The organism is Bacillus sp. LK2 (genome assembly GCF_001043575.1).
In the GTDB taxonomy this organism is placed as follows: domain Bacteria; phylum Bacillota; class Bacilli; order Bacillales; family Bacillaceae_G; genus Bacillus_A; species Bacillus_A paramycoides.
On record NZ_LDUK01000019.1, the window covers coordinates 152,309 to 171,624 of the forward strand.

General features: G+C 37.4%; 21 protein-coding genes, 11 tRNA genes and 4 riboswitches. Of the genes, 2 read left to right on the top strand and 30 right to left on the bottom strand.

From position 1 onward, the window contains the following. Positions 1–51: 51 nt before the first annotated feature. The 17 genes from kdpC to tenA form a co-directional block, all read right to left on the bottom strand. Positions 52–633, bottom strand: coding sequence for a K(+)-transporting ATPase subunit C (kdpC, locus tag VK90_RS14235; RefSeq protein ID WP_048373681.1), 582 nt, complete (start codon positions 631–633; stop codon positions 52–54). A gap of 17 nt (positions 634–650) precedes the next feature. Continuing rightward, complete coding sequence (kdpB, locus tag VK90_RS14240; RefSeq protein ID WP_048373683.1) at positions 651–2,741, bottom strand: potassium-transporting ATPase subunit KdpB; 2,091 nt, start codon at positions 2,739–2,741, stop codon at positions 651–653. 13 nt (positions 2,742–2,754) lie between these two features. Then, on the bottom strand, positions 2,755–4,422 hold the full coding sequence (gene kdpA / locus VK90_RS14245) for a potassium-transporting ATPase subunit KdpA (RefSeq protein ID WP_048373685.1): 1,668 nt from the start codon (positions 4,420–4,422) through the stop codon (positions 2,755–2,757). Between the two features lie 19 nt (positions 4,423–4,441). Continuing rightward, positions 4,442–4,522 carry a K(+)-transporting ATPase subunit F gene (gene kdpF, locus VK90_RS14250; protein WP_000972378.1) on the bottom strand — a complete coding sequence of 27 codons (81 nt, stop codon included), beginning with the start codon at positions 4,520–4,522 and terminating at the stop codon, positions 4,442–4,444. Beyond that, complete coding sequence (locus VK90_RS14255; protein ID WP_002170453.1) at positions 4,519–4,623, bottom strand: SipW-dependent-type signal peptide-containing protein; 105 nt, start codon at positions 4,621–4,623, stop codon at positions 4,519–4,521. Before VK90_RS14255 ends, kdpF begins: the two co-directional genes overlap by 4 nt. Positions 4,624–4,719: 96 nt before the next feature. Beyond that, positions 4,720–4,865: riboswitch (cyclic di-AMP (ydaO/yuaA leader) on the bottom strand. 259 nt (positions 4,866–5,124) lie between these two features. Further along, positions 5,125–5,355, bottom strand: a complete 231-nt coding sequence (locus VK90_RS14260; protein WP_025150201.1) for a hypothetical protein — start codon at positions 5,353–5,355, stop codon at positions 5,125–5,127. Between the two features lie 17 nt (positions 5,356–5,372). Further along, positions 5,373–5,759, bottom strand: coding sequence for a hypothetical protein (locus VK90_RS14265; RefSeq protein ID WP_048373688.1), 387 nt, complete (start codon positions 5,757–5,759; stop codon positions 5,373–5,375). A 93-nt stretch (positions 5,760–5,852) separates the two neighbouring features. Continuing rightward, positions 5,853–6,000, bottom strand: a riboswitch (cyclic di-AMP (ydaO/yuaA leader). 84 nt (positions 6,001–6,084) lie between these two features. Next, entirely contained in the window at positions 6,085–6,906 is an 822-nt protein-coding gene (thiD, locus tag VK90_RS14270) for a bifunctional hydroxymethylpyrimidine kinase/phosphomethylpyrimidine kinase (RefSeq protein WP_048373690.1), read from the bottom strand. 6 nt (positions 6,907–6,912) lie between these two features. Next, the gene (locus tag VK90_RS14275; protein WP_048373692.1) at positions 6,913–7,932 is read right to left on the bottom strand and encodes a thiazole biosynthesis adenylyltransferase ThiF; all 1,020 of its coding nucleotides are present in this window, start codon (positions 7,930–7,932) and stop codon (positions 6,913–6,915) included. Continuing rightward, a complete protein-coding gene (gene thiG / locus VK90_RS14280) occupies positions 7,925–8,695 on the bottom strand; it encodes a thiazole synthase (protein ID WP_048373694.1) in 771 nt (256 codons plus the stop codon). The genes VK90_RS14275 and thiG overlap by 8 nt, the downstream gene beginning before the upstream one ends. Positions 8,696–8,697: 2 nt before the next feature. Then, on the bottom strand, positions 8,698–8,901 hold the full coding sequence (gene thiS, locus VK90_RS14285; RefSeq protein ID WP_002170446.1) for a sulfur carrier protein ThiS: 204 nt from the start codon (positions 8,899–8,901) through the stop codon (positions 8,698–8,700). Between the two features lie 15 nt (positions 8,902–8,916). Next, positions 8,917–10,026, bottom strand: a complete 1,110-nt coding sequence (gene thiO / locus VK90_RS14290; RefSeq protein WP_048373696.1) for a glycine oxidase ThiO — start codon at positions 10,024–10,026, stop codon at positions 8,917–8,919. Beyond that, entirely contained in the window at positions 10,019–10,639 is a 621-nt protein-coding gene (tenI, locus tag VK90_RS14295; RefSeq protein WP_048373697.1) for a thiazole tautomerase TenI, read from the bottom strand. Before tenI ends, thiO begins: the two co-directional genes overlap by 8 nt. 10 nt (positions 10,640–10,649) lie before the next feature. Further along, the gene (locus VK90_RS14300; protein ID WP_048373699.1) at positions 10,650–11,651 is read right to left on the bottom strand and encodes an ABC transporter substrate-binding protein; all 1,002 of its coding nucleotides are present in this window, start codon (positions 11,649–11,651) and stop codon (positions 10,650–10,652) included. Continuing rightward, positions 11,648–12,400 (bottom strand): ABC transporter permease, encoded by a 753-nt coding sequence (locus VK90_RS14305; RefSeq protein ID WP_025150194.1) that lies wholly within the window; start codon positions 12,398–12,400, stop codon positions 11,648–11,650. The genes VK90_RS14300 and VK90_RS14305 overlap by 4 nt, the downstream gene beginning before the upstream one ends. After that, the gene (locus VK90_RS14310; RefSeq protein WP_048373701.1) at positions 12,400–13,149 is read right to left on the bottom strand and encodes an ABC transporter ATP-binding protein; all 750 of its coding nucleotides are present in this window, start codon (positions 13,147–13,149) and stop codon (positions 12,400–12,402) included. Before VK90_RS14310 ends, VK90_RS14305 begins: the two co-directional genes overlap by 1 nt. Then, positions 13,118–13,813, bottom strand: a complete 696-nt coding sequence (gene tenA, locus VK90_RS14315) for a thiaminase II (protein WP_048373703.1) — start codon at positions 13,811–13,813, stop codon at positions 13,118–13,120. Before tenA ends, VK90_RS14310 begins: the two co-directional genes overlap by 32 nt. Before the next feature lie 91 nt (positions 13,814–13,904). Beyond that, positions 13,905–14,007, bottom strand: a riboswitch (TPP riboswitch). 60 nt (positions 14,008–14,067) lie between these two features. Continuing rightward, positions 14,068–14,180, bottom strand: a riboswitch (TPP riboswitch). Positions 14,181–14,439: 259 nt separating this feature from the next. Here tenA and VK90_RS14320 point away from each other — a divergent pair. Both VK90_RS14320 and VK90_RS14325 read left to right on the top strand, forming a co-directional pair. Beyond that, complete coding sequence (locus tag VK90_RS14320) at positions 14,440–15,597, top strand: SH3 domain-containing protein (protein WP_048373705.1); 1,158 nt, start codon at positions 14,440–14,442, stop codon at positions 15,595–15,597. A 5-nt stretch (positions 15,598–15,602) separates the two neighbouring features. Beyond that, on the top strand, positions 15,603–15,935 hold the full coding sequence (locus VK90_RS14325) for a hypothetical protein (protein WP_048373706.1): 333 nt from the start codon (positions 15,603–15,605) through the stop codon (positions 15,933–15,935). A gap of 241 nt (positions 15,936–16,176) precedes the next feature. Here the strand turns inward: VK90_RS14325 and VK90_RS14330 are convergent, their stop codons facing one another. From VK90_RS14330 to VK90_RS14390, 13 genes are all read right to left on the bottom strand, one after another. Then, complete coding sequence (locus VK90_RS14330) at positions 16,177–17,328, bottom strand: DUF3965 domain-containing protein (protein ID WP_048373708.1); 1,152 nt, start codon at positions 17,326–17,328, stop codon at positions 16,177–16,179. A gap of 386 nt (positions 17,329–17,714) precedes the next feature. Further along, entirely contained in the window at positions 17,715–18,134 is a 420-nt protein-coding gene (locus VK90_RS14335; RefSeq protein ID WP_048373710.1) for a CBS domain-containing protein, read from the bottom strand. Positions 18,135–18,273: 139 nt separating this feature from the next. Continuing rightward, positions 18,274–18,345: transfer RNA gene (locus VK90_RS14340), tRNA-Glu, on the bottom strand. Between the two features lies 1 nt (position 18,346). Further along, positions 18,347–18,421, bottom strand: a tRNA-Asn gene (locus tag VK90_RS14345). Positions 18,422–18,430: 9 nt separating this feature from the next. Beyond that, a tRNA-Ile gene (locus VK90_RS14350) sits at positions 18,431–18,507 on the bottom strand. A gap of 10 nt (positions 18,508–18,517) precedes the next feature. After that, positions 18,518–18,588: transfer RNA gene (locus VK90_RS14355), tRNA-Trp, on the bottom strand. 6 nt (positions 18,589–18,594) lie between these two features. Then, positions 18,595–18,667, bottom strand: a tRNA-Thr gene (locus VK90_RS14360). A 9-nt stretch (positions 18,668–18,676) separates the two neighbouring features. After that, positions 18,677–18,752 (bottom strand) — tRNA-Phe (locus VK90_RS14365). 9 nt (positions 18,753–18,761) lie between these two features. Further along, positions 18,762–18,837: transfer RNA gene (locus VK90_RS14370), tRNA-Asp, on the bottom strand. Positions 18,838–18,839: 2 nt separating this feature from the next. Next, positions 18,840–18,916, bottom strand: a tRNA-Met gene (locus VK90_RS14375). A 25-nt stretch (positions 18,917–18,941) separates the two neighbouring features. Then, positions 18,942–19,034 (bottom strand) — tRNA-Ser (locus tag VK90_RS14380). Positions 19,035–19,095: 61 nt separating this feature from the next. Continuing rightward, positions 19,096–19,188, bottom strand: a tRNA-Ser gene (locus VK90_RS14385). An 18-nt stretch (positions 19,189–19,206) separates the two neighbouring features. Beyond that, positions 19,207–19,279: transfer RNA gene (locus tag VK90_RS14390), tRNA-Ala, on the bottom strand. Between the last annotated feature and the right edge of the window lie 37 nt (positions 19,280–19,316).

Below are 19,316 nucleotides of genomic sequence, written 5' to 3' on the forward strand. Positions count from 1 at the left end.
TTCTTTTGAAACAACGCTACCTCAATCCATTAGATTGAGGTAGCACTGTTACTATTTTATTAGTTTCTGTAATTCTAAATTTAACTTTAAGACGTTTACACGGTCCTCTCCAAATAAACCGAGTGCAGCGCCTTCTGTTTGATTTTTAATAAGCTGATCAAGCTTTTCTTTCGGAATATTTGTTAATTTCGAGATACGATCCACCTGTACGTAAGCTGCCCGTGGACTAATATCCGGATCAAGTCCTGAACCTGAATTTGTTACTAAATCAATCGGTACTTCTGTAACTGGCACACTTGGATTTTGTACCTTCCAATCTGCAATACTTTTCTCTACTCGTTTCGCTAAATCTTGATCAGACGGTGCATAGTTATTAGATCCTGATGCTTCTGCTTTATATTCTATACTAGAGACACGCCCATGAAAATAACGTGGATCTGTGAAATTTTGACCGATTAATTTTGAACCAACTACTTCATTCTTATCATTATATATAAGACTTCCATCCGCATTATCCTTCATTACCGCTTGCGCAATACCAGTTACAATTAGCGGGTATACAAGTCCACACAAGACTAAGAATGTAAAAGTAATACGAATAATTGGTGAAAGTATACTTTGTTTTTTCGCCATCTTTCTTCCCCTCTTCCTTATATGAACAAGCCGACAATCATATCAATTACTTTAATTCCAATGAATGGAACGATAACTCCGCCAAGCCCGTAAATGAGTAAGTTTCGGCTAAGCAGTGCATTAGAACTCATCGGTTTATATGCAATACCTTTCATCGCTAACGGAATTAGTAACGGAATAATAACTGCATTAAATATTAATGCTGATAAGATTGCTGAAAGCGGTGATGTTAATTTCATAATATTTAATGCTTCCATTTGCGGAATCGCAAGTGTAAACATCGCTGGAATAATCGCGAAATATTTCGCAATATCATTCGCAATACTAAACGTCGTTAGCGCACCACGTGTCATTAACAATTGCTTACCGATTCCTACAACCTCAATAATTTTAGTTGGATTCGAATCTAGATCAATCATATTTGCTGCTTCTTTCGCAGCTGTTGTACCACTATTCATCGCTAATCCAACGTCGGCTTGCGCTAATGCCGGAGCATCATTTGTACCATCACCTGTCATTGCTACAAGTTTCCCTTTATCTTGTTCTGCTTTAATAACCGCAATTTTATCTTCTGGTTTACACTCGGCAACGAATTCATCTACCCCTGCTTCTTTTGCAATTGTTGCTGCTGTTAATGGGTTATCACCTGTACACATAACCGTTTTAATCCCCATTTGGCGCAATTGTTCAAAACGTTCACGCATACCAGGTTTTACTGTATCCTTTAAATAAATTAAACCGTAAATACGATCATCTACTGCAACTACAAGTGGTGTTCCACCCTCTTTTGAAATTAAATCTGCTTTTTGATTCACATCTTTTGGAATCGTTCCGCCTTGTGATTGAACCCATTCAATAACGGCACCAACAGCACCTTTTCTCACTTTCGTTCCATCCTGTAAATCAACACCGCTCATTCTCGTTTCTGCTTTAAACGGAACAAATTCACCTTGTTCTGCAAGTTCTCTATTATATGATATTGATTTTGCTTGCACATACTCTATAACAGATCGACCTTCTGGCGTTTCGTCTAAAACAGAACTAATCGCAGCCCATTTCCCTACCTGCTCAATCGTTTCATTTCCTACAGGGAGTAGTGTATGTGCCATCCGGTTCCCGAAAGTAATCGTACCTGTTTTATCTAAAATGATTGTATTAATATCGCCCGCAGCTTCTACTGCTTTCCCTGACATTGCTAATACATTAAACTTTGTCACGCGGTCCATCCCGGCAATACCAATCGCTGATAATAATCCACCAATTGTCGTTGGAATTAAACAAACTAACAATGCCACAAGTACAGCTGTATCAATTTGAAATCCTAAATAATTTGTAAAGATCGGCAACGTCACAACAACGATTAAGAAAATTAGAGTTAAACTCGTTAATACTGTATTTAAAGCAATTTCATTCGGCGTTTTTTGACGAGCAGCTCCTTCTACTAAAGAAATCATTTTATCAATAAATGATTCACCAGGATTACTTGTAATTGCAATTGTAATCTCATCACTTACGACCATCGTTCCGCCTGTTACTGAACAAAAATCGCCACCTGCTTCTTTTATAACAGGAGCTGACTCCCCTGTAATTGCAGATTCATCTACAGACGCTAATCCTTTAATTACTTCACCATCATTTGGAATCATTTCTCCTTGTTTTACAATAACAACGTCACCTTTTCTCAGCTCAGTTGCTGAAACTTGAACGATGTCTCCATTTTCTTTTACAACATTTGCAAACACATCTTTCTTCGATTGTTTTAAAGAATCGGCTTGCGCTTTACCACGCCCTTCTGCTAACGCTTCTGCAAAGTTAGCAAATAAAACTGTAAATAATAGAATGAGAGAAACTGTTATATTAAACCACCCTGGTACGCTACTCGAACTACTTGGAAGAAAGGATAAAAGTAACGTAATTATAAATCCAATTTCTACAATGAACATAATAGGATTCTTTATCATTACTTTCGGATTCAATTTCGCAAAGGATTGTTTCATCGCATGCGTCACGATATCACGATCCAGCGTTTTCGCTTGTCTAACCTCATCTTCTATAACATGTATTTGTGACTCGTTCACTTGTTTTTCTTTTACTACTACCGGCTTCATCATTTACCCTCCATTACTTCAATGTAAGAAATTCTGCAATTGGGCCTAATACTAACATCGGGAAGAATGTTAACGCACCGACGATTACAATCGTTCCGATGAAGATACCACCAAATAAACTATTATCCGTACGGAATGTTCCGACTGTTTCTGGTACGACCGTTTTCTCCTTCAGTGAAGCAGAAACAGCTAGCATCGTAATTAAGCTGAAATAGCGTCCTAAAAACATAACTAAACCAGTCGTAATATTCCAAAACGGTGTATTATCCCCTAAACCTTCAAATCCAGATCCGTTATTCGCAGCTGACGATGTATACTCATATACAACTTGCGTTAAACCATGGAAACCTGAATGAGAAATGGCATCCGTTCCTAAGCTTGTTGAAAGAGCTAATGCTGAAAATCCTAAAATGAGCAATGGATGAAATAATATCGTTACTGCAATTAATTTCATTTCCTTACCTTCAATCTTTTTACCTAAAAACTCTGGTGTCCGTCCGACCATTAATCCAGATATAAAGACTGCAATGATTGCATACATGATAATATTGATAAAGCCTGCTCCAACGCCGCCATATACTGTATTCAACATCATATTTACGAGTGGAACTAAACCACCAATTGGTGTTAACGTATCATGCATCGTATCAACCGCCCCTGTTTCAGCAGCTGTCGTTACTGTCGCATAAAGTGAAGAAAATACAGTTCCAAATCGTACTTCTTTTCCTTCTGTACTTCCTTGCACATGTTCAATACCCATTTGGTTCAACACTGGATTCCCATGTAATTCGGATGTCGTAATCGTTATAAATCCTAGTAAAAAGACCATGAACAGTGACACGAAAAGGATACGTCCTTGCTTTTTATTTCCTACCATTCGTCCGTACGTAAATGGCAGTGCTGTTGGCAGTAACATCATAAGCATCATTTGTAAAATATTACTGATTTGACCTGGATTTTCAAATGGATGCGCTGAGTTTGCTCCGAAGAAACCACCACCATTATTCCCAAGCTCCTTAATTGAAACGAATGATGCAACTGGTCCACGTAATATACTTTGCTTTGCACCTTCAATCGTATGTGCTGTAACTGCCCCGTCTAACGTTTGTGGTACACCAAGTGCGACAAAGACTAACGCCGCAACAAATGCAATTGGAAGAAAAACTCTCGTTAAAGCTCTCGTAAAATCAACGAAGAAGTTCCCAAGTTCTTTTCCAGCAAGCCCTCTTATAAATGCCATAACAATCGCTAAAGTCGTTGCTGGTGCTGCAAACATTAAAAACGTAATGGCGATTAATTGTGATAAATAAGACAAACCATTTTCACCGCTATAATGCTGTAAGTTTGTATCGGCCATAAAACTAATTGCTGTATTAAAAGCGAGCGTAGGCTCCATCCCTGCAATATGCGCTGGATTTAGCGGCAACACACCTTGTAATCTGAAAATGAAATATACAACGACAATCATAAATCCATTTAACAATACTAGTGATAATGCGTATTGCTTCCACGTTTGATTGTATTGTTTCACCCCTGTAATTTTAAATATAAGTTTTTCAAAAGGCCCGAATACTTTATCTAGCGTCTTGCTACCTTGAAAGGCTTTCTCTAAATAAATCCCCATTGGCTTTGCTACTAAAATAAACAAGAGCATTGTAATAACAACTGCAACCCAAATCATAATGAATGATTCCCCCTAATTAAAACTTTTCTGGATTTAATAATGCGTACACTAAGTACACCGTAATCGCTGCAACAATAACCGATAAGGCAATCATCATGATTGCTTCCCTTCTTTCACAACTTTATCTGACCAACTTGCAAGACTTGCCATCGATGCAACTAATACAACAAATATCCCGACCATTACAACATCTAACATAACTACCCCTCACCTTTCTGTTAAAATTTGCCATTTATTTATCAAAAAAAGAACACTAAGCTCTACTTAGTGTTCAAAGTGAACAACACAAAGTAAACCTCCTCTCTAAACGCTTACGAGGTTAGCTGTCGGATTCGGGCCTAAAGAGTAGCCCTACTTTCAAAACTGAAAGATTCACCCCAAGTGACGATGCACAAAATTGGTTCCCCCGCTCCATTTCTGGAACTCAGCGATTTTAGGTTTTTTTTGGAAATTTTATGAATGATTTATGAGAGTAAATATACTCCTCTATATTTAACTTGTAAAGAGGCAAATTACTTTAAATAAGAAAATATTTTATTATTTAAACGCTTACATTACACATTATTAATGTTCTTTCATCTATTTTCTTGTCTTTTCTTTCTTTTTCATAGAAATGATCTTTTAAATATGAAATAAAAAGAGCGAATTACATAAAGTGCATAGCTTGTTGCACTCAGCATTCGCTCTTTTATTCAATGCTTAATCTCCTCGTAAAAATGCACGTAAATTTCTCCCGCGAATATAAACTTGTGACAATTCTGCATGTAGCTGCTCATATTCGATAATATCTGTTTTTAAATATAAAGCATCTTTCGATGGCAATATTATATATGGCCTCGGAAAAATCGGATCGAGCACTACCAATTCTTGAACTCGCTCTACCGATACCGCCCAACGATTCGCTATATCTCCAAGTAGTAATACTTTCATCTTCGCTTCCTCCCGCCCTATTCAAAAAATAAAAACGAAATGTTATCACAGTTTGTAAACACGACAAATTTAGCTCCAATTGTTTCATAGAGCCTGGCCGGATATCGTTTATTCCTTGTGACAACAGTAATAGGCGCTTGAAAAGAAAAACGAATACGTTCTGTGAAGAAACTAACTATTGAAAGCTCATCTCCGAGCAAAATCACCTTCTTAATACACTCGCAAATACTAGTAAAATCCTGCTCCTTATTACAGCTATAAGTCGAATCAAATCCATAGTTTCTAACTTCAGCTGCTATCTCTTCATTTGCTGTAAAAATAATTAACTCATGCTGAAATGCTACTAGCTCTCTTAAACTCTTTACTTTATTTTCTTCTCCAACACAAATAAGCGTTAATTCCATATACCTCATCCTCCTTAGCATAAAAGAATCTAAACATAGATTGATATTCTCCTATACTAATCAGACCGATGAAGTGATGTATCCATCATGGCACCGTCCTCTCTCAAGACGCTTACGAAGTTAGCTGTCGGATTCGGGCTTTGAGAGTAGCCCTACTTTCAAAATTGAAAGATTCACCCCTAGTGACGACGCACAAATTGGTTCCTCCGCTCCATAAATCTGGACTCAGCGTATTACAAAAAATGTATTCTGGCTGATATATTACTCCTGTATTTGGAAAAAGTAAACAGAAAAAAAGCCAGTTATAAAACTAGCTTTTCTATTTCTATGCTCTTGTTTTATTCAACTTATAAGCAAAATGATTCGTTGGTCCATGACCACTTCCAATATTCAATGGCTCTTCAATCGCTATACTAATAAATCGTTTTGCTTCTTGAACTGCCTCTTCAATTGAGTATCCTTTTGCAAGCCCTGCCGTAACTGCAGACGCGAATGTACACCCGCTCCCGTGCGTTTGCTTCGAAGGAATTCGTTCACTTCTAAATTCGATAAACTGCTCACCATCAAAGAGTAAATCGATTACTTCATTACCTTGGTATTCTGCATGTCCGCCCTTCATAAGAACATATTTAGCTCCTAATTCATGCAATACTTTCGCAGCTTCTTTACTATCTTCTATATTTTGAATCTCCATCCCAGTTAACACTTCTGCTTCAGGAACATTCGGTGTTACAACAGTTGCAAGTGGTAATAAATATTCTTTTAATGCCTGTACTGCTTCTTGCTGTAATAATGATGCTCCACCCTTTGCAATCATAACAGGATCTAGCACAATATTATTCCAACCAAATTTTTTAATATGTTCTGCAACAATTTGAATAATTTCACTACTAAATAACATTCCTAGTTTCACAGCATCCGGTGTTAAATCCGTACCGATTGAATCCAATTGTTCCGTAATGCCTTCTAACGGAACAGGATATACCCCTTGAACGCCAAGTGTATTTTGAGCAGTAATTGCCGTAATAGCTGTCATTCCATACACACCAAGCTCTTGGAATGTTTTTAAATCTGCTTGAATTCCAGCACCGCCTCCGCTATCAGAGCCAGCAATCGTTAAAGCTTTATTTACTTCCATCTCACTCATCCTTTTCTATCCAAAATAGCGATGATAAATCGTTTTTGCTTCACTTATATCTTTCGTTCCATGTACAAGTACACGGCCATCTTTGAAGGCAACTAATCTCTTTTCTTCAACAGAAAATGATAATAAATATGGATTCACATTCAACTCATTCACACGATCATTCAGTAGTGTTTTATATTGCTCAAAATCGATTTCCTCTTTATACGGCGGTCTAATTTGAACTGTATTTCTCCCGCATAAAACTGCTGTTTTCGATGTATTTTCCTTATTTAAATACGGATATAACGCATTCTCACCGCACGACGGGCAATTATGCTTACGAAGCTTTTGCACATTCATACATGAATACTCATTCTTCCATACATCAAATGACGCAAGTCCATCCCGCAGCGATTCATAATCTTCTACTAACAATTTAAGGGTTTCCGTTACTTGATGAGAAACGACGAGAGATACAGCAGGTGATATAATCCCCGCTGTATCACATGTCGCTCCGCCAAGCGGAATCGATTGTAATAAACAAGATAAACATGGCGTTTTACCAGGAAGGATTGTGTAAGAAAGACCATAACTCCCTACACACGCTCCGTAAATCCACGGAATAGAATACTTTTGCGATATATCATTCACAATAAAACGTGTTTCAAAATTATCAGTCGCATCAATAATTACATTAACGTTTGTAATAAGTTCTTCTAATTCCTCAGCTGTTACATCTTGAACGAGAGCTTCTACTCTTACTTCACTATTTATCTCTTCTAGACGTTTTTTTGCTGCTACAGCCTTCGGAAGATTATTCTCTACATCACACTCTGCATACAATTGCTGCCTTTGTAAATTACTCCAATCTACATAATCGCGGTCAACAATTGTTACCTTACCAACACCAGCTCTTACAAACATTTCTGCATTTGCACTACCTAGTGCGCCTGCACCGATAATGAGGACGTGCTTTTCGCTTATCTTTTGTTGCCCTTCTTCCCCAATTGGAGAAAATAGTTCTTGGCGAGAATATCGATTATTCAACTACGCTCATTCCTTCTAAAGGGCTACTTGCTGTTGCACAACGTTTGCGTGCAATACGACCTGCTTCAAACCCTAAACGGCCTGCATCAATACCTAACTTCATTGCCTGTGCCATTTTAATAGGATCTTTCGCACCTGATACAGCCGTATTTAATAACACACCATCTGCTCCTAATTCCATTGCAAATGCCGCATCAGCTGGGCTACCAATACCAGCGTCAACGATAACTGGTACTGTCGCTTGTTCAATAATGAAACTTAAATTTAATGGATTTACAATACCAAGTCCTGATCCAATTGGTGATGCTCCCGGCATAATCGCGTGTACGCCAAGTTCTTGTAATTTACGTGCTAATACAACATCATCAGATGTATATGGAAGAACGATAAACCCTTCTTCCAGTAACATTTCAGATGCTTTCAATGTTTCTACTGGATCCGGTAATAACGTTTTATCATCACCAATAACTTCTACTTTTACCATGTCACAAAGCCCAGAAGCTTTTGCTAATTTTGCAATCCGAACAGCTTCTTCAGCATTTTTTGCTCCCGCTGTATTTGGTAGTAACGTATATTTTTTCACATCAAGTTTCTCTAATAAATTAGGTTGCTTCGCATCAAATATATCCATACGACGTACTGCGAATGTTAAAATTTCAGCTTCAGAAACGTCAATTGCCTTTTGCTGCACATCAAAATCAGAGAATTTCCCTGTTCCTAATAAAAGTCTAGAATGAAATGAAAATGGTCCAATGTTTAACATAATCAACCGCCTCCTACGAAAGTTACAATCTCAATTTGGTCTCCATCAAAAACAGATGTATCCTTATGATCATCTTTTTGTAAAATATCTTTATTACGCTCTACTACAACGATTCTTTTATCTAATTCTAAATGTGTAAGTAGCTCAGCTACTGTTTTTACACTCGCTGGTATTTCAATTTGCTTACCATTAATTTTTAAATTCAAACTTCCATCCCCTTTCTAAACCGATTTAGAAAGCAATGAACCTAGCAAATGATTTTCTCGCTTTCCTTCTATTAAATCAGCCATATACTGACCGGAAACAGGACTTAATAAAATACCGTTTCGATAATGCCCAGTACAAGCATATAAACCTTTTATTTCTTCATGCTCTCCCATATAAGGAGCTCCATGATTAGACTGCGGTCTTAACCCAGCCCACGTACTTTCCCACTCAGCTTCTTTTAAAGCAGGTAATATCGTGTAAGCACGCTCTAATATAGAAGTTATGCTTTCTGGCTGCACAGCTTTATTAAACGTATGAGGATTCATCGTTGCCCCAATTACATAACGGCCACCGCGCTTTGGCGTAATATAAAACCGCTCTTGGAAAATAGGAGCTTTCAAGAGAGGTTTCCTGCTTCTTACTGCAACAACTTCTCCTTTAACTGGATATGTACCCCAATCACTATGGAAATAATGTAGTAATTTCGTACTCCATGAACCTCCAGCGATAACGACTTTTTCACATATGATTACACCTTCGCTTGTAACAATTCCAGTCACCGTATTGTTTTCAATTTGAATATCAAACACTTCTGTCTGTTCATATATATCAGCTCCAGAAAATGCCGCGGAATGTGCGAATGCTTTCGTAAGCTCTGGTGCAATAACATGACCGTCTTTTGGGTAATATACCGCCCCTATAATTGACTCGGAAAGAAATGGTTCTTTTTCCCGCAAATGCTTCCCTGTTAGAAAGTAGGAATCCTCGCCTGTTTTCTGTTGCCAATCCATAATATGAAGAATTCTTTCCTTCTCATCTTCATTTTGGGCAATGCGATAAATGCCCTTTTCTTCATACCCAATATCGATGCCTGTTTTTTCACGTAAAACTTCTGCAAGTTGTGGAAATATAGCACGGCTTTCTCTAGCAAGCTCAAACAACGGATCATATTCATCCCATTCTGCCTGAACACCGAGCAAACCAGCAGCTGCTTTCGAAGCTTCAGATGCAATTCTTTGCTTCTCTACAATCGCTACTTTATATCCTCTTTCTGCTAGGAAGTGTGCAACTGAACTACCAATTACACCTCCGCCAATAATCGCTACATCATACTTCTTACACATGCTTTTCCGCCCACTTTCTTATTGATTCCTTATAAGATTTCGCCTTGCTGTACGGATTACTACTGCTTATAATCCCAGACATAACAGCAATGCCACTTACACCATTTGCAAGAACATCACTTGTATTTTCAGGAGTGATTCCACCAATTGCAGTGATTGGTATTGATAAACACCTTGCCATATGAGCAATTTCTTCTAATCCTCTTGCTGGCACACCCTTTTTACAAGCCGTTGGAAATACATGACCGTAAACGAGCGAATCCGCTCCATTTTTAAATGCCACTATCGCTTCATCTAAAGAATGTACTGAATAACCAACATGCAAATAAGAAAACTTTTCTTTCACTGACCTTACATCTGCGCTTCGATATCCTAGCTGAACACGTGGAATATTTAATAGAATAGCAATATCAATTCGATCATTTATCACTATTTTGGATGCTGGAAAGCCTTTCTCCAAAAGGCTTTCCACACCGTAATACAATTCCTTCGTACTTTTCTCACGCTCACGAATATGCAAATAATCAATCTCACTCTCAATTTGTATCCCTACATTCACTACCTCTTCGAATGGCATTTGACCATTTGAGATTACATGGAGCTCATTTTTCATATGCATTCGCCTACTTTAAATTGTTTTCGAATAGTTCATCGGCTGGAACAACCTCTTTCGTCATCCCTTTTTCTTTCAGCCATTTATTTTGCTGCTCCCATGACTCTTTTGAATCTGATAAGAATGGCTCATCTTTCGTTTCCATCTTCTCTAATAAAATTTTCATACTTTCTTTTTCAACTTCTGGTACAAGTGGGAAGTTTTCTTTTTCTTGATGATTCAATAAAATATTTAGTGCTTCATCCGGATTTTTCTTCATGAAATCATAGCCTTTTTTCGCCCCACGTAAAAAGGCTTGCAACGCTTCCTTATCCTTTTTCAAAGTTTTATCACCTGTTACAAATACAAGCTCATGATAATTCGGCACCCCGTAGTCAGCTGGATTAAAGTAAGCTGGTTCATGACCTTCATGACGCATAACAGGAACTTCATGGTTAATGTATGCCCCTGTTACAGCATCTACTTTTTTCGTAATTAATGCTGGTACTAAATCGAATCCAACATCGACTACTTTCACTGTATCTGGATTACCACCATCTTCTTTTACCATCGTTTTTAAATACATTTCACTTAAAGGTGTTCCAGAATATCCAACTGTTTTTCCTTCTAAGTCTTTAGGTGACTGAATACCTGCTGATTTCAGCGATACAACATGATTTAACGGCGAACGTACGACAGCTCCAATTGATTTCACTGGAATGTTTTCATTTGCTCTTGCAATCACAACATCTGGCTGATAATACAAACCAACTGTCACTTTTCCAGCTGCTGCTAATGTTAATGGATCAGTCGGATTAGAGGGGAATTTAATATTCACCTTTACTCCTTCTTCTTTAAAGTATCCTTTTTCAATTGCGGCATAAATAAAGCTATGTACCGCATTCGGATACCAATCCAGCATTACTGTTATTTCCTTTTCTGTTTTATTCTTATCTGATGCTGAATTACTAGAACATCCTGCAATCATTGCAACTAATAATGTAAACACAAAGATGCGTTTTAATAATTTCATGAATGTTTCCTCCAACTAATGAATTTCCTTTCTAATATCGAAACAAGTATGACGAAGAAAATAGCTAATAATGATAACAATACAATTGGTGCAAATACCCCCGCTCCGTCTAACTGCGTCATCATTCTTTTACTGAAATATCCAAGCCCAGCTTGCGCACCGAGCCATTCTCCAATCGCTGCCCCAATAACGCTAAGTGGTACCGCAATTTTTAACGCTGAGAAAAAGTAAGGAAGAGCAGATGGCAACTTTAGCTTTAGAAAAACATCTTTTTTCGTTGCACCATACGTAACTAAAAGCTCTTCCCATTCTCTTTTCGTACTACGAAGTCCATCATACGTATTGACCGCAATTGGGAAAAATGTAATTAAAACTGTGACAACAACCTTACTCCAAATGGTATATCCGAACCATAAGACAAATAGCGGCGCAAGCGCTGTTATCGGAATTGTTTGCGAGGCAACTAATAATGGATAAAATGCTCTTTCCATCCACGTACTCGCGTTCATTAACATTGCTAGCCCTACGCCCAAGACGATAGAAATAACAACACCTATTAAAACGACATACAACGTTGCAGGTAAATGAACCGTAAATAATATATCTTTCAGCGCCCATATCTTCATTACAATTGCAGAAGGTGACGGCAAAATGTACATCTCATCTACAATTCTTGCTCCTACTTCCCAAGCAATAAGTAAAATTCCACTTAATGTGAGGGCAGGTAATAGCTCCTTCAAACGATTCATCATACAAGTACCTGCCTTTGTAACATACTAAGAAGCTCATCTTTAAGCGCTAACACTTCAGGCTTATGTAAATCTTTTCTTGTTCTGTTACGATTAAGCGGCACAATTCGCTCAGTTAAAGTAGCTATCGGCTGCTGCTCTACAACAAAAATACGATTAGAAAGAAAAAGGGCTTCTTCAACGTCATGTGTAATAAATAAAATTGTTTTTTCCCACTCTTTCCATTGTTCAAACAACCATTCCTGCAAAGATGCCTTCGTTAAAGCATCCAACGCGCTAAACGGTTCATCTAGCAATAATATCTCTCCGCCTGTTAATAAAGTTCGGATAAAAGATACGCGCTGTCTCATACCACCAGATAAATCTTTCGGATATTTTTTCTCGTACCCTTGTAAACCAAATTTATGTAACAGTTCCTTTGCCTTTACCTGTGCTTCTTTCTTCTGCACACCCTGGCACTCTAACGGTAAAGCAGCATTCTCAATAACTGTTCTCCATGGCAAAAGCATATCTTTTTGAGGCATATACCCTACAGGATGACTCTTTGTTTCCATAAGCTCTATTTGTCCGCTGCTCGCCTCTTCTAAACCTGTAATAAGGCGAAATAAAGTACTTTTCCCACAGCCACTTGGTCCAATAATGCTCACAAACTCTTTTTCTTGTATATTGGCATTTAGTCCCTCTATGATTGGTTTTTCATCATAATGAAAGGAAACATTACGAAACTGTAGTATGTTCTTGCTCCTCAAAACCCCACATCTCCTTACGATAAGCCATATCCCAGAATAAATATTCAAATCGGCTGGAATATAAGAAAATCTCCTCTAATCGATCTAGCTCTTTCTCTGACTTCCCAACTGTCATTTCATTTAATAAATCTATTAACCAAATACAAAGATTACCGTATTCTTCAGAACTATATCCTTGAATCCACTCCCCAAAGAACTCATGATCTCTTGCTCCAGGAATATCATTTAAACGCTTTCCAATCTCCCAATAGCTCCACATGCATGGAAGTAAAGCTGCTATTAATTCTGCAAGTGTGCCATTTTGAGATACAGACATCATATAATTTGTATAAGCTAAATTTTTAGCAGATGGTTTTGCCGATTCCATCTCCTGAGCAGAAATACCAAGTCTTTTTGCATATTGTTTATGAATCGTCATTTCACCATTTAAAATACCATCTATTTGCTCTGCAAATTTCGCCATAACTTGTGGACTCGTTGCCTTTACAACACCAATTGCATATAGTTTTGCATAATCCAACAAATATAAATAATCTTGAATAATATAATACTGGAATTTATCTTTTTCTAACGTGCCATCCCCCATACCTACTACAAACGGATGATTATGACTTTTCTCCCATACAGGCTGCACCGTCTCAAATAATCTTTCACAAAATTTCATTTATAATTCCCCTTCCTATATATATCTATTTATCCCAATAAAAAAGCCACTTCTTTATATAAGAAGTGGCCACAGCAAATAAAAATATATTTTATTCGTTGTTCCACTTCCCTTCGCTAGTATTACCTAGATCAGGTCTGTAAGGGTTAAGGATTATTCCTCTCTCAGCACGAAAAGCACCCCTAGTGGTGTTAATATGAAATTTTCAAATAAAAAAGCCCCGTTTCTATACGCAAAGAAACGGGGACTCATTGTTAATGTCCGAATTGCTTCCCTACGCTAGCATAATCTAGATCAGGTAATGAAAAGGATCAAAGGCTTACGGCCCTCCTCTCAGCTGGCAACACCAGCTCTCCTAGCAAACTATAAAATTATCACTGTCAGTATAACATTGTCATAAGTCATCATCAACTATTTTAATTTTCTTAATTGCGCATTAAATCTCAACATGTTAAACAAATATAAATACAACTCCACAAATGATATATACAATATTTATATACGAATCTCTCTTCTAACATTATTTATATTGATTTCATATTACATTTATGTGAATAAGACCAATATATTGTATCTTTATACTATAATAAAATTACAACTATACAACTAGAGGAGGTCTTTATTACATGAATATGAAAGCTACAGCTTTAACAGCAACTACTATCGCAATTGCTTCGTTACTTCCTTCTATGGGAGAATCCGATATACAAACAGCTGCTGCTAAGCAATCATCTAAAGCAAAAACGGGGTATGTAAAAATTGACAACGTTGCACTGCATCAAAATAGCCATGCAGACAGTGCAATAATTGATAACATTCGATTTAATAGCCCAGTTACTATTCTTGAGACAGCTCAAGATTGGTATAAAGTATCCGTTAACAACAAAACAGGCTATATGAAAAAAGATGCCATTCTATTCAAAAAAAATGTTCAACAAAAGTATCAATATATCGTAAACGCAAACGCATTAAACGTTCGTTCTGAACCTAATACAGAGTCTTCTATTCTAGATATATTGCCAAATGGTCAATTCATTACAATTCAAGGTGAACAAGGAGATTGGTACAAAATATTACATAACGGCCAAATTGGTTACGTACAAAAAACCTTTGTATCTAATGGATCCACACCTCTAGTAAAAGGTATAACTGTACAAGGTTCTCCTTCTTATACTGTTGCAACACCAAAATTAAATGTGCGTAGCTCTGCTAGCACAAATAGTGCAGCAATCGGTTCTCTGCAAAATGGTACACAAATACAGGTAGTAGAAACAGTAGGAACTTGGTATAAAATTCGTTTTGGCACAGGATACGGATATGTGGCAAAACAATATGTAGTGCAAAATCAAGCGCAAGCTAAAACAACCGCTTCACCTTCATCAATTCCAGCAGTTTTCAAATTCCCTACCCAAGGGAAAATCAGCTCAACATTTGATATGCGCTGGGAACAAATGCATTATGGTATAGATATTGCAGCACAAGGCAACGTCTCTATTCAAGCTGCTGCTGCAGGTAAAGTTGTGAAATCTTATTATTCGGCTAGCTACGGCAATGTCGTGTTCATCGCCCATCAAATAAATGAGAAATTATATACAACAGTTTATGCTCACATGAAAGATCGTACTGTACAAGCTGGTGATCAAGTACAAACCGGACAATTACTAGGTCATATGGGAAATACAGGACATTCATACGGACAACATCTCCATTTTGAATTACATAATGGGGAATGGAATTTTGAAAAAACAAATGCAGTGAACCCACTGCCATATTTAGTTAGGTAAATTGTATGCCACGCAATATACCTCTCTTTATTGAATACCTGGCTTTTTTAGGTTTAATCTGTTGTTTAATCATTTATAATACGAACACTGTATTTTTATCTATTATCATTGCTTTTGTTGCTTTAGAAATTATGATGGAATCATTCCAAGTTCAACTGAAACAAAAAATTGCCCATATTTATAATGCAATTTTTCTTTTGAGCGCTCTTATAACAAATATAATTAGTAATGGTTTTTATTTATCTACCGCATTTCCTGTATTCTTTATGGCTGTTTTATTATTCATAGCTAGATACGTTAATGCTCCTAATAACCAAAAACACGAACAAGAAGCTTAGAAAGAGGAGACACTGTGTACCAATCTTTCAAAGATGACCCAATGAAGTATATATTGAATTTATATGAAAAAATGAATACTTTTTTTGGTATACAAGGAAGTTATACTGCTCAATTTCTTCTTTATGGAATGTTATTTCTTGTCTTAATTACTTTCTCCTTGTTTTACTAACAAAAAAGGATCTCACATAAAAGTTGGGATCCTTTTTAATTTATATTAATTTTTGATATGTAAAATCTTCTTTATCCACAAGCATATTTTTCATAAATAAAACTAAGATTATATTTTTTCTCTAAGCTCATTCTTTGTTCATCATCACACCAATAGAAAAGAATATCATGAATCGTTGCATAACGTTTATTTTTAAGAAATAGTTTAAAGAATGATGGCAAACAATCATGTAATTGTATAAATATATAATTGCGTAGTATTTCTTCTTTATATTCAATGCCCTTACAAATATACAGTAATTCTTCACAATAATATGCATGCTGCGGAACTTGAATCATTTCGAAAAATGGTACATAAGAAAGTAACTTTCCAATAAAATGATTGTATCGATCCATTAACCCTATCGTCATATGTTCCATCATTTCTTTCATCACATACAAATAATCGTCTACGTGCGTTGTCTTTAGTGGATCTAATCGATCAGAAATTTGAGACAGTACAGCTTTTTGACAAGCTATAACAGCTTGGCTAGGCCCATAATATGATAGGAAATCTGTGCATTTACGATACTTGCGCAATAAATCATTTGTATATAAATCATACACAAAAGTATTACAATATATTGCTAGACCCATCATATCACTATTTAGCTGTTCTTTTGATAGAGTCTTAGCTTGCTTACACATATAAAAAAACGTAAACTCCAATACTTCCTTATGAGATAATAAATGTCTACACTGCATTATACATTTCTCACTAAATTTAACTCTCTCCCAAATCCCTACATCTCCATTATCCAATTCACCAATACGATATTTAATGACTAAATAGTTTAGAGCAACCGCTTGCGTCAAAAGATCCCATGTCTCATATTCCAATGAAGTTTGGACAAATTCGTCTAACCCTTGATTAATCATAAATGTATATGCTTCTTTATACCAACCAATCTCTTGGCATAAACGAAGAATACGTACTAAAGTGGGAATTTCATCTTTATGAAACTGCGGTAAATCTTTCGCTTTATTCATTCCATATACGATGAAAGCCGCTAAATTTTCTTCTTTATAAAATTCTTTTTCTTTCCATACTAAAATAGTTCGCTCTTTCCCTTCACCTTTCGGATGATTCGGTACAAGCAAAGAAAATAACTCAGCGAAATTCCTTGGTTCTACGTATGTATCTGTAACCAAATTCCAATTCGGATCGCCCTGTACAGCCCTCATATAATTCCCCTTCCCTTTTTATCTACATAGGAAATATTAATTTCTTATCTCATCAAAAGAAATTAATATTGTTATATTCAAAATCTCTCATATTGCTTATATCTATTAGTATATCACTTTTTATCTCATTAAAAATTATGAATCACAAATTTTAAAAAACTATCGAAAAATATTAATCATGCATAGCTAGTATATAATCTTTCAGCTCTATCATGTTAACACATCACCTTTATCCATATAAAGTTAAAATGATGTATATGTTTTTTTGTGTATACATTGAAGCTATACTCAGTGGGGCGTTCCAGGCAACGAGACTCCCACCTGCTCCCTTCGCTTTCACTAAGTTGTGAGGTGAGAATCTTGTCGCCCGCAAATAGCGGGATAAATTATTTTGTATGCTCTGATATTTCACTTAAAGCAAAACCAGCTTGGTCATCTGCTACTTCTCTTATAGCTAAATCTCCCAAGGCTAACATACCAACGAATTGACCGCCTTCAACTACTGGCAGCCTTCTAATTTGATGCTGTGCCATCAATTCTGTAGCTCTCTCAATAGAATCATCAGGAGAAATTGAAACGATATTTGTCGTCATTACATCTGTAATCTTATTAGATCCTGGATGTTTTTCAGCAATTCCACGAACAACTAAATCCCGGTCCGTCACAAGACCAATAACTTGTTCATTCTCAACAACTGGAATCATACCAATTGCTTCATCCTTCATTTTTACAGCAGCCTCATATACATTATCTAGTGGTGTACACTGTACAATATTTGTACTCATAAGTTCTCGAACCTTTGTCATTATTCTATCTCCTCCTTTTAATACATACTATAGCTTTTCCTAAATTCCTTTATTTATTTCAGGAAGACAGCACAATAAAAAGAGGTTGAAGATATAGACATACTAAAAAAGAGTCAGCAAATTGCTGACTCTTTTTTTATGACCCGTACGGGATTCGAACCCGTGTTACCGCCGTGAAAGGGCGGTGTCTTAACCACTTGACCAACGGGCCATGGCTCCGCAGGTAGGACTCGAACCTACGACCGATCGGTTAACAGCCGATAGCTCTACCACTGAGCTACTGCGGAATAAATATATGGTGGGCCTAAATGGACTCGAACCATCGACCTCACGCTTATCAGGCGTGCGCTCTAACCAGCTGAGCTATAGGCCCATATACTTTACAGGGGCAGTAGGAATCGAACCCACACTGGAGGTTTTGGAGACCTCAGTTCTACCTTTAAACTATGCCCCTAAATGATGCCGGCTAGAGGACTTGAACCCCCAACCTACTGATTACAAGTCAGTTGCTCTACCAATTGAGCTAAGCCGGCAAAAAAAAATGGTGGCTCGGGACGGAATCGAACCGCCGACACGAGGATTTTCAGTCCTCTGCTCTACCGACTGAGCTACCGAGCCAACATAAAATGGCGGTCCCGACCGGGGTCGAACCGGCGATCTCCTGCGTGACAGGCAGGCATGTTAACCACTACACCACGGGACCATTGGTTGCGGGGACAGGATTTGAACCTGCGACCTTCGGGTTATGAGCCCGACGAGCTACCGTACTGCTCCACCCCGCGACGATATTATGTTTTTTAAAATAAATGGAGGAGGTAGAGGGATTCGAACCCCCGCGCGACTCTCGCCGCCTGTCGGTTTTCAAGACCGATCCCTTCAGCCGAACTTGGGTATACCTCCATGAAGGAAACATTAATATCTTATTCATTTTTATATGTAACTAAACCACTTTTTGAAAAAATGGAGGAGGTAGAGGGATTCGAACCCCCGCGCGACTCTCGCCGCCTGTCGGTTTTCAAGACCGATCCCTTCAGCCGAACTTGGGTATACCTCCGACATATAAAAAATAAAGTGGAGCCTAGCGGGATCGAACCGCTGACCTCCTGCGTGCAAGGCAGGCGCTCTCCCAGCTGAGCTAAGGCCCCATGTTTTTGGAAAATCGGGAAGACAGGATTTGAACCT

What these genes read in the sequence shown, in the direction of transcription:
- VK90_RS14300 (WP_048373699.1), bottom strand. Translation starts at nt 11,651, where the DNA reads ATGAAATTATTAAAACGCATCTTTGTGTTTACATTATTAGTTGCAATG.
- VK90_RS14305 (WP_025150194.1), bottom strand. Translation starts at nt 12,400, where the DNA reads ATGAATCGTTTGAAGGAGCTATTACCTGCCCTCACATTAAGTGGAATT.
- VK90_RS14260 (WP_025150201.1), bottom strand. Translation starts at nt 5,355, where the DNA reads ATGAAAGTATTACTACTTGGAGATATAGCGAATCGTTGGGCGGTATCG.
- thiO (WP_048373696.1), bottom strand. Translation starts at nt 10,026, where the DNA reads ATGTGTAAGAAGTATGATGTAGCGATTATTGGCGGAGGTGTAATTGGT.
- kdpF (WP_000972378.1), bottom strand. Translation starts at nt 4,522, where the DNA reads ATGATGATTGCCTTATCGGTTATTGTTGCAGCGATTACGGTGTACTTA.
- VK90_RS14255 (WP_002170453.1), bottom strand. Translation starts at nt 4,623, where the DNA reads ATGTTAGATGTTGTAATGGTCGGGATATTTGTTGTATTAGTTGCATCG.
- VK90_RS14335 (WP_048373710.1), bottom strand. Translation starts at nt 18,134, where the DNA reads ATGACAAAGGTTCGAGAACTTATGAGTACAAATATTGTACAGTGTACA.
- VK90_RS14330 (WP_048373708.1), bottom strand. Translation starts at nt 17,328, where the DNA reads ATGAGGGCTGTACAGGGCGATCCGAATTGGAATTTGGTTACAGATACA.
- thiD (WP_048373690.1), bottom strand. Translation starts at nt 6,906, where the DNA reads ATGAGTGAGATGGAAGTAAATAAAGCTTTAACGATTGCTGGCTCTGAT.
- kdpA (WP_048373685.1), bottom strand. Translation starts at nt 4,422, where the DNA reads ATGATTTGGGTTGCAGTTGTTATTACAATGCTCTTGTTTATTTTAGTA.
- VK90_RS14320 (WP_048373705.1), top strand. Translation starts at nt 14,440, where the DNA reads ATGAATATGAAAGCTACAGCTTTAACAGCAACTACTATCGCAATTGCT.
- thiG (WP_048373694.1), bottom strand. Translation starts at nt 8,695, where the DNA reads ATGTTAAACATTGGACCATTTTCATTTCATTCTAGACTTTTATTAGGA.
- VK90_RS14265 (WP_048373688.1), bottom strand. Translation starts at nt 5,759, where the DNA reads ATGGAATTAACGCTTATTTGTGTTGGAGAAGAAAATAAAGTAAAGAGT.
- tenA (WP_048373703.1), bottom strand. Translation starts at nt 13,813, where the DNA reads ATGAAATTTTGTGAAAGATTATTTGAGACGGTGCAGCCTGTATGGGAG.
- tenI (WP_048373697.1), bottom strand. Translation starts at nt 10,639, where the DNA reads ATGAAAAATGAGCTCCATGTAATCTCAAATGGTCAAATGCCATTCGAA.
- kdpB (WP_048373683.1), bottom strand. Translation starts at nt 2,741, where the DNA reads ATGAAGCCGGTAGTAGTAAAAGAAAAACAAGTGAACGAGTCACAAATA.
- VK90_RS14325 (WP_048373706.1), top strand. Translation starts at nt 15,603, where the DNA reads ATGCCACGCAATATACCTCTCTTTATTGAATACCTGGCTTTTTTAGGT.
- kdpC (WP_048373681.1), bottom strand. Translation starts at nt 633, where the DNA reads ATGGCGAAAAAACAAAGTATACTTTCACCAATTATTCGTATTACTTTT.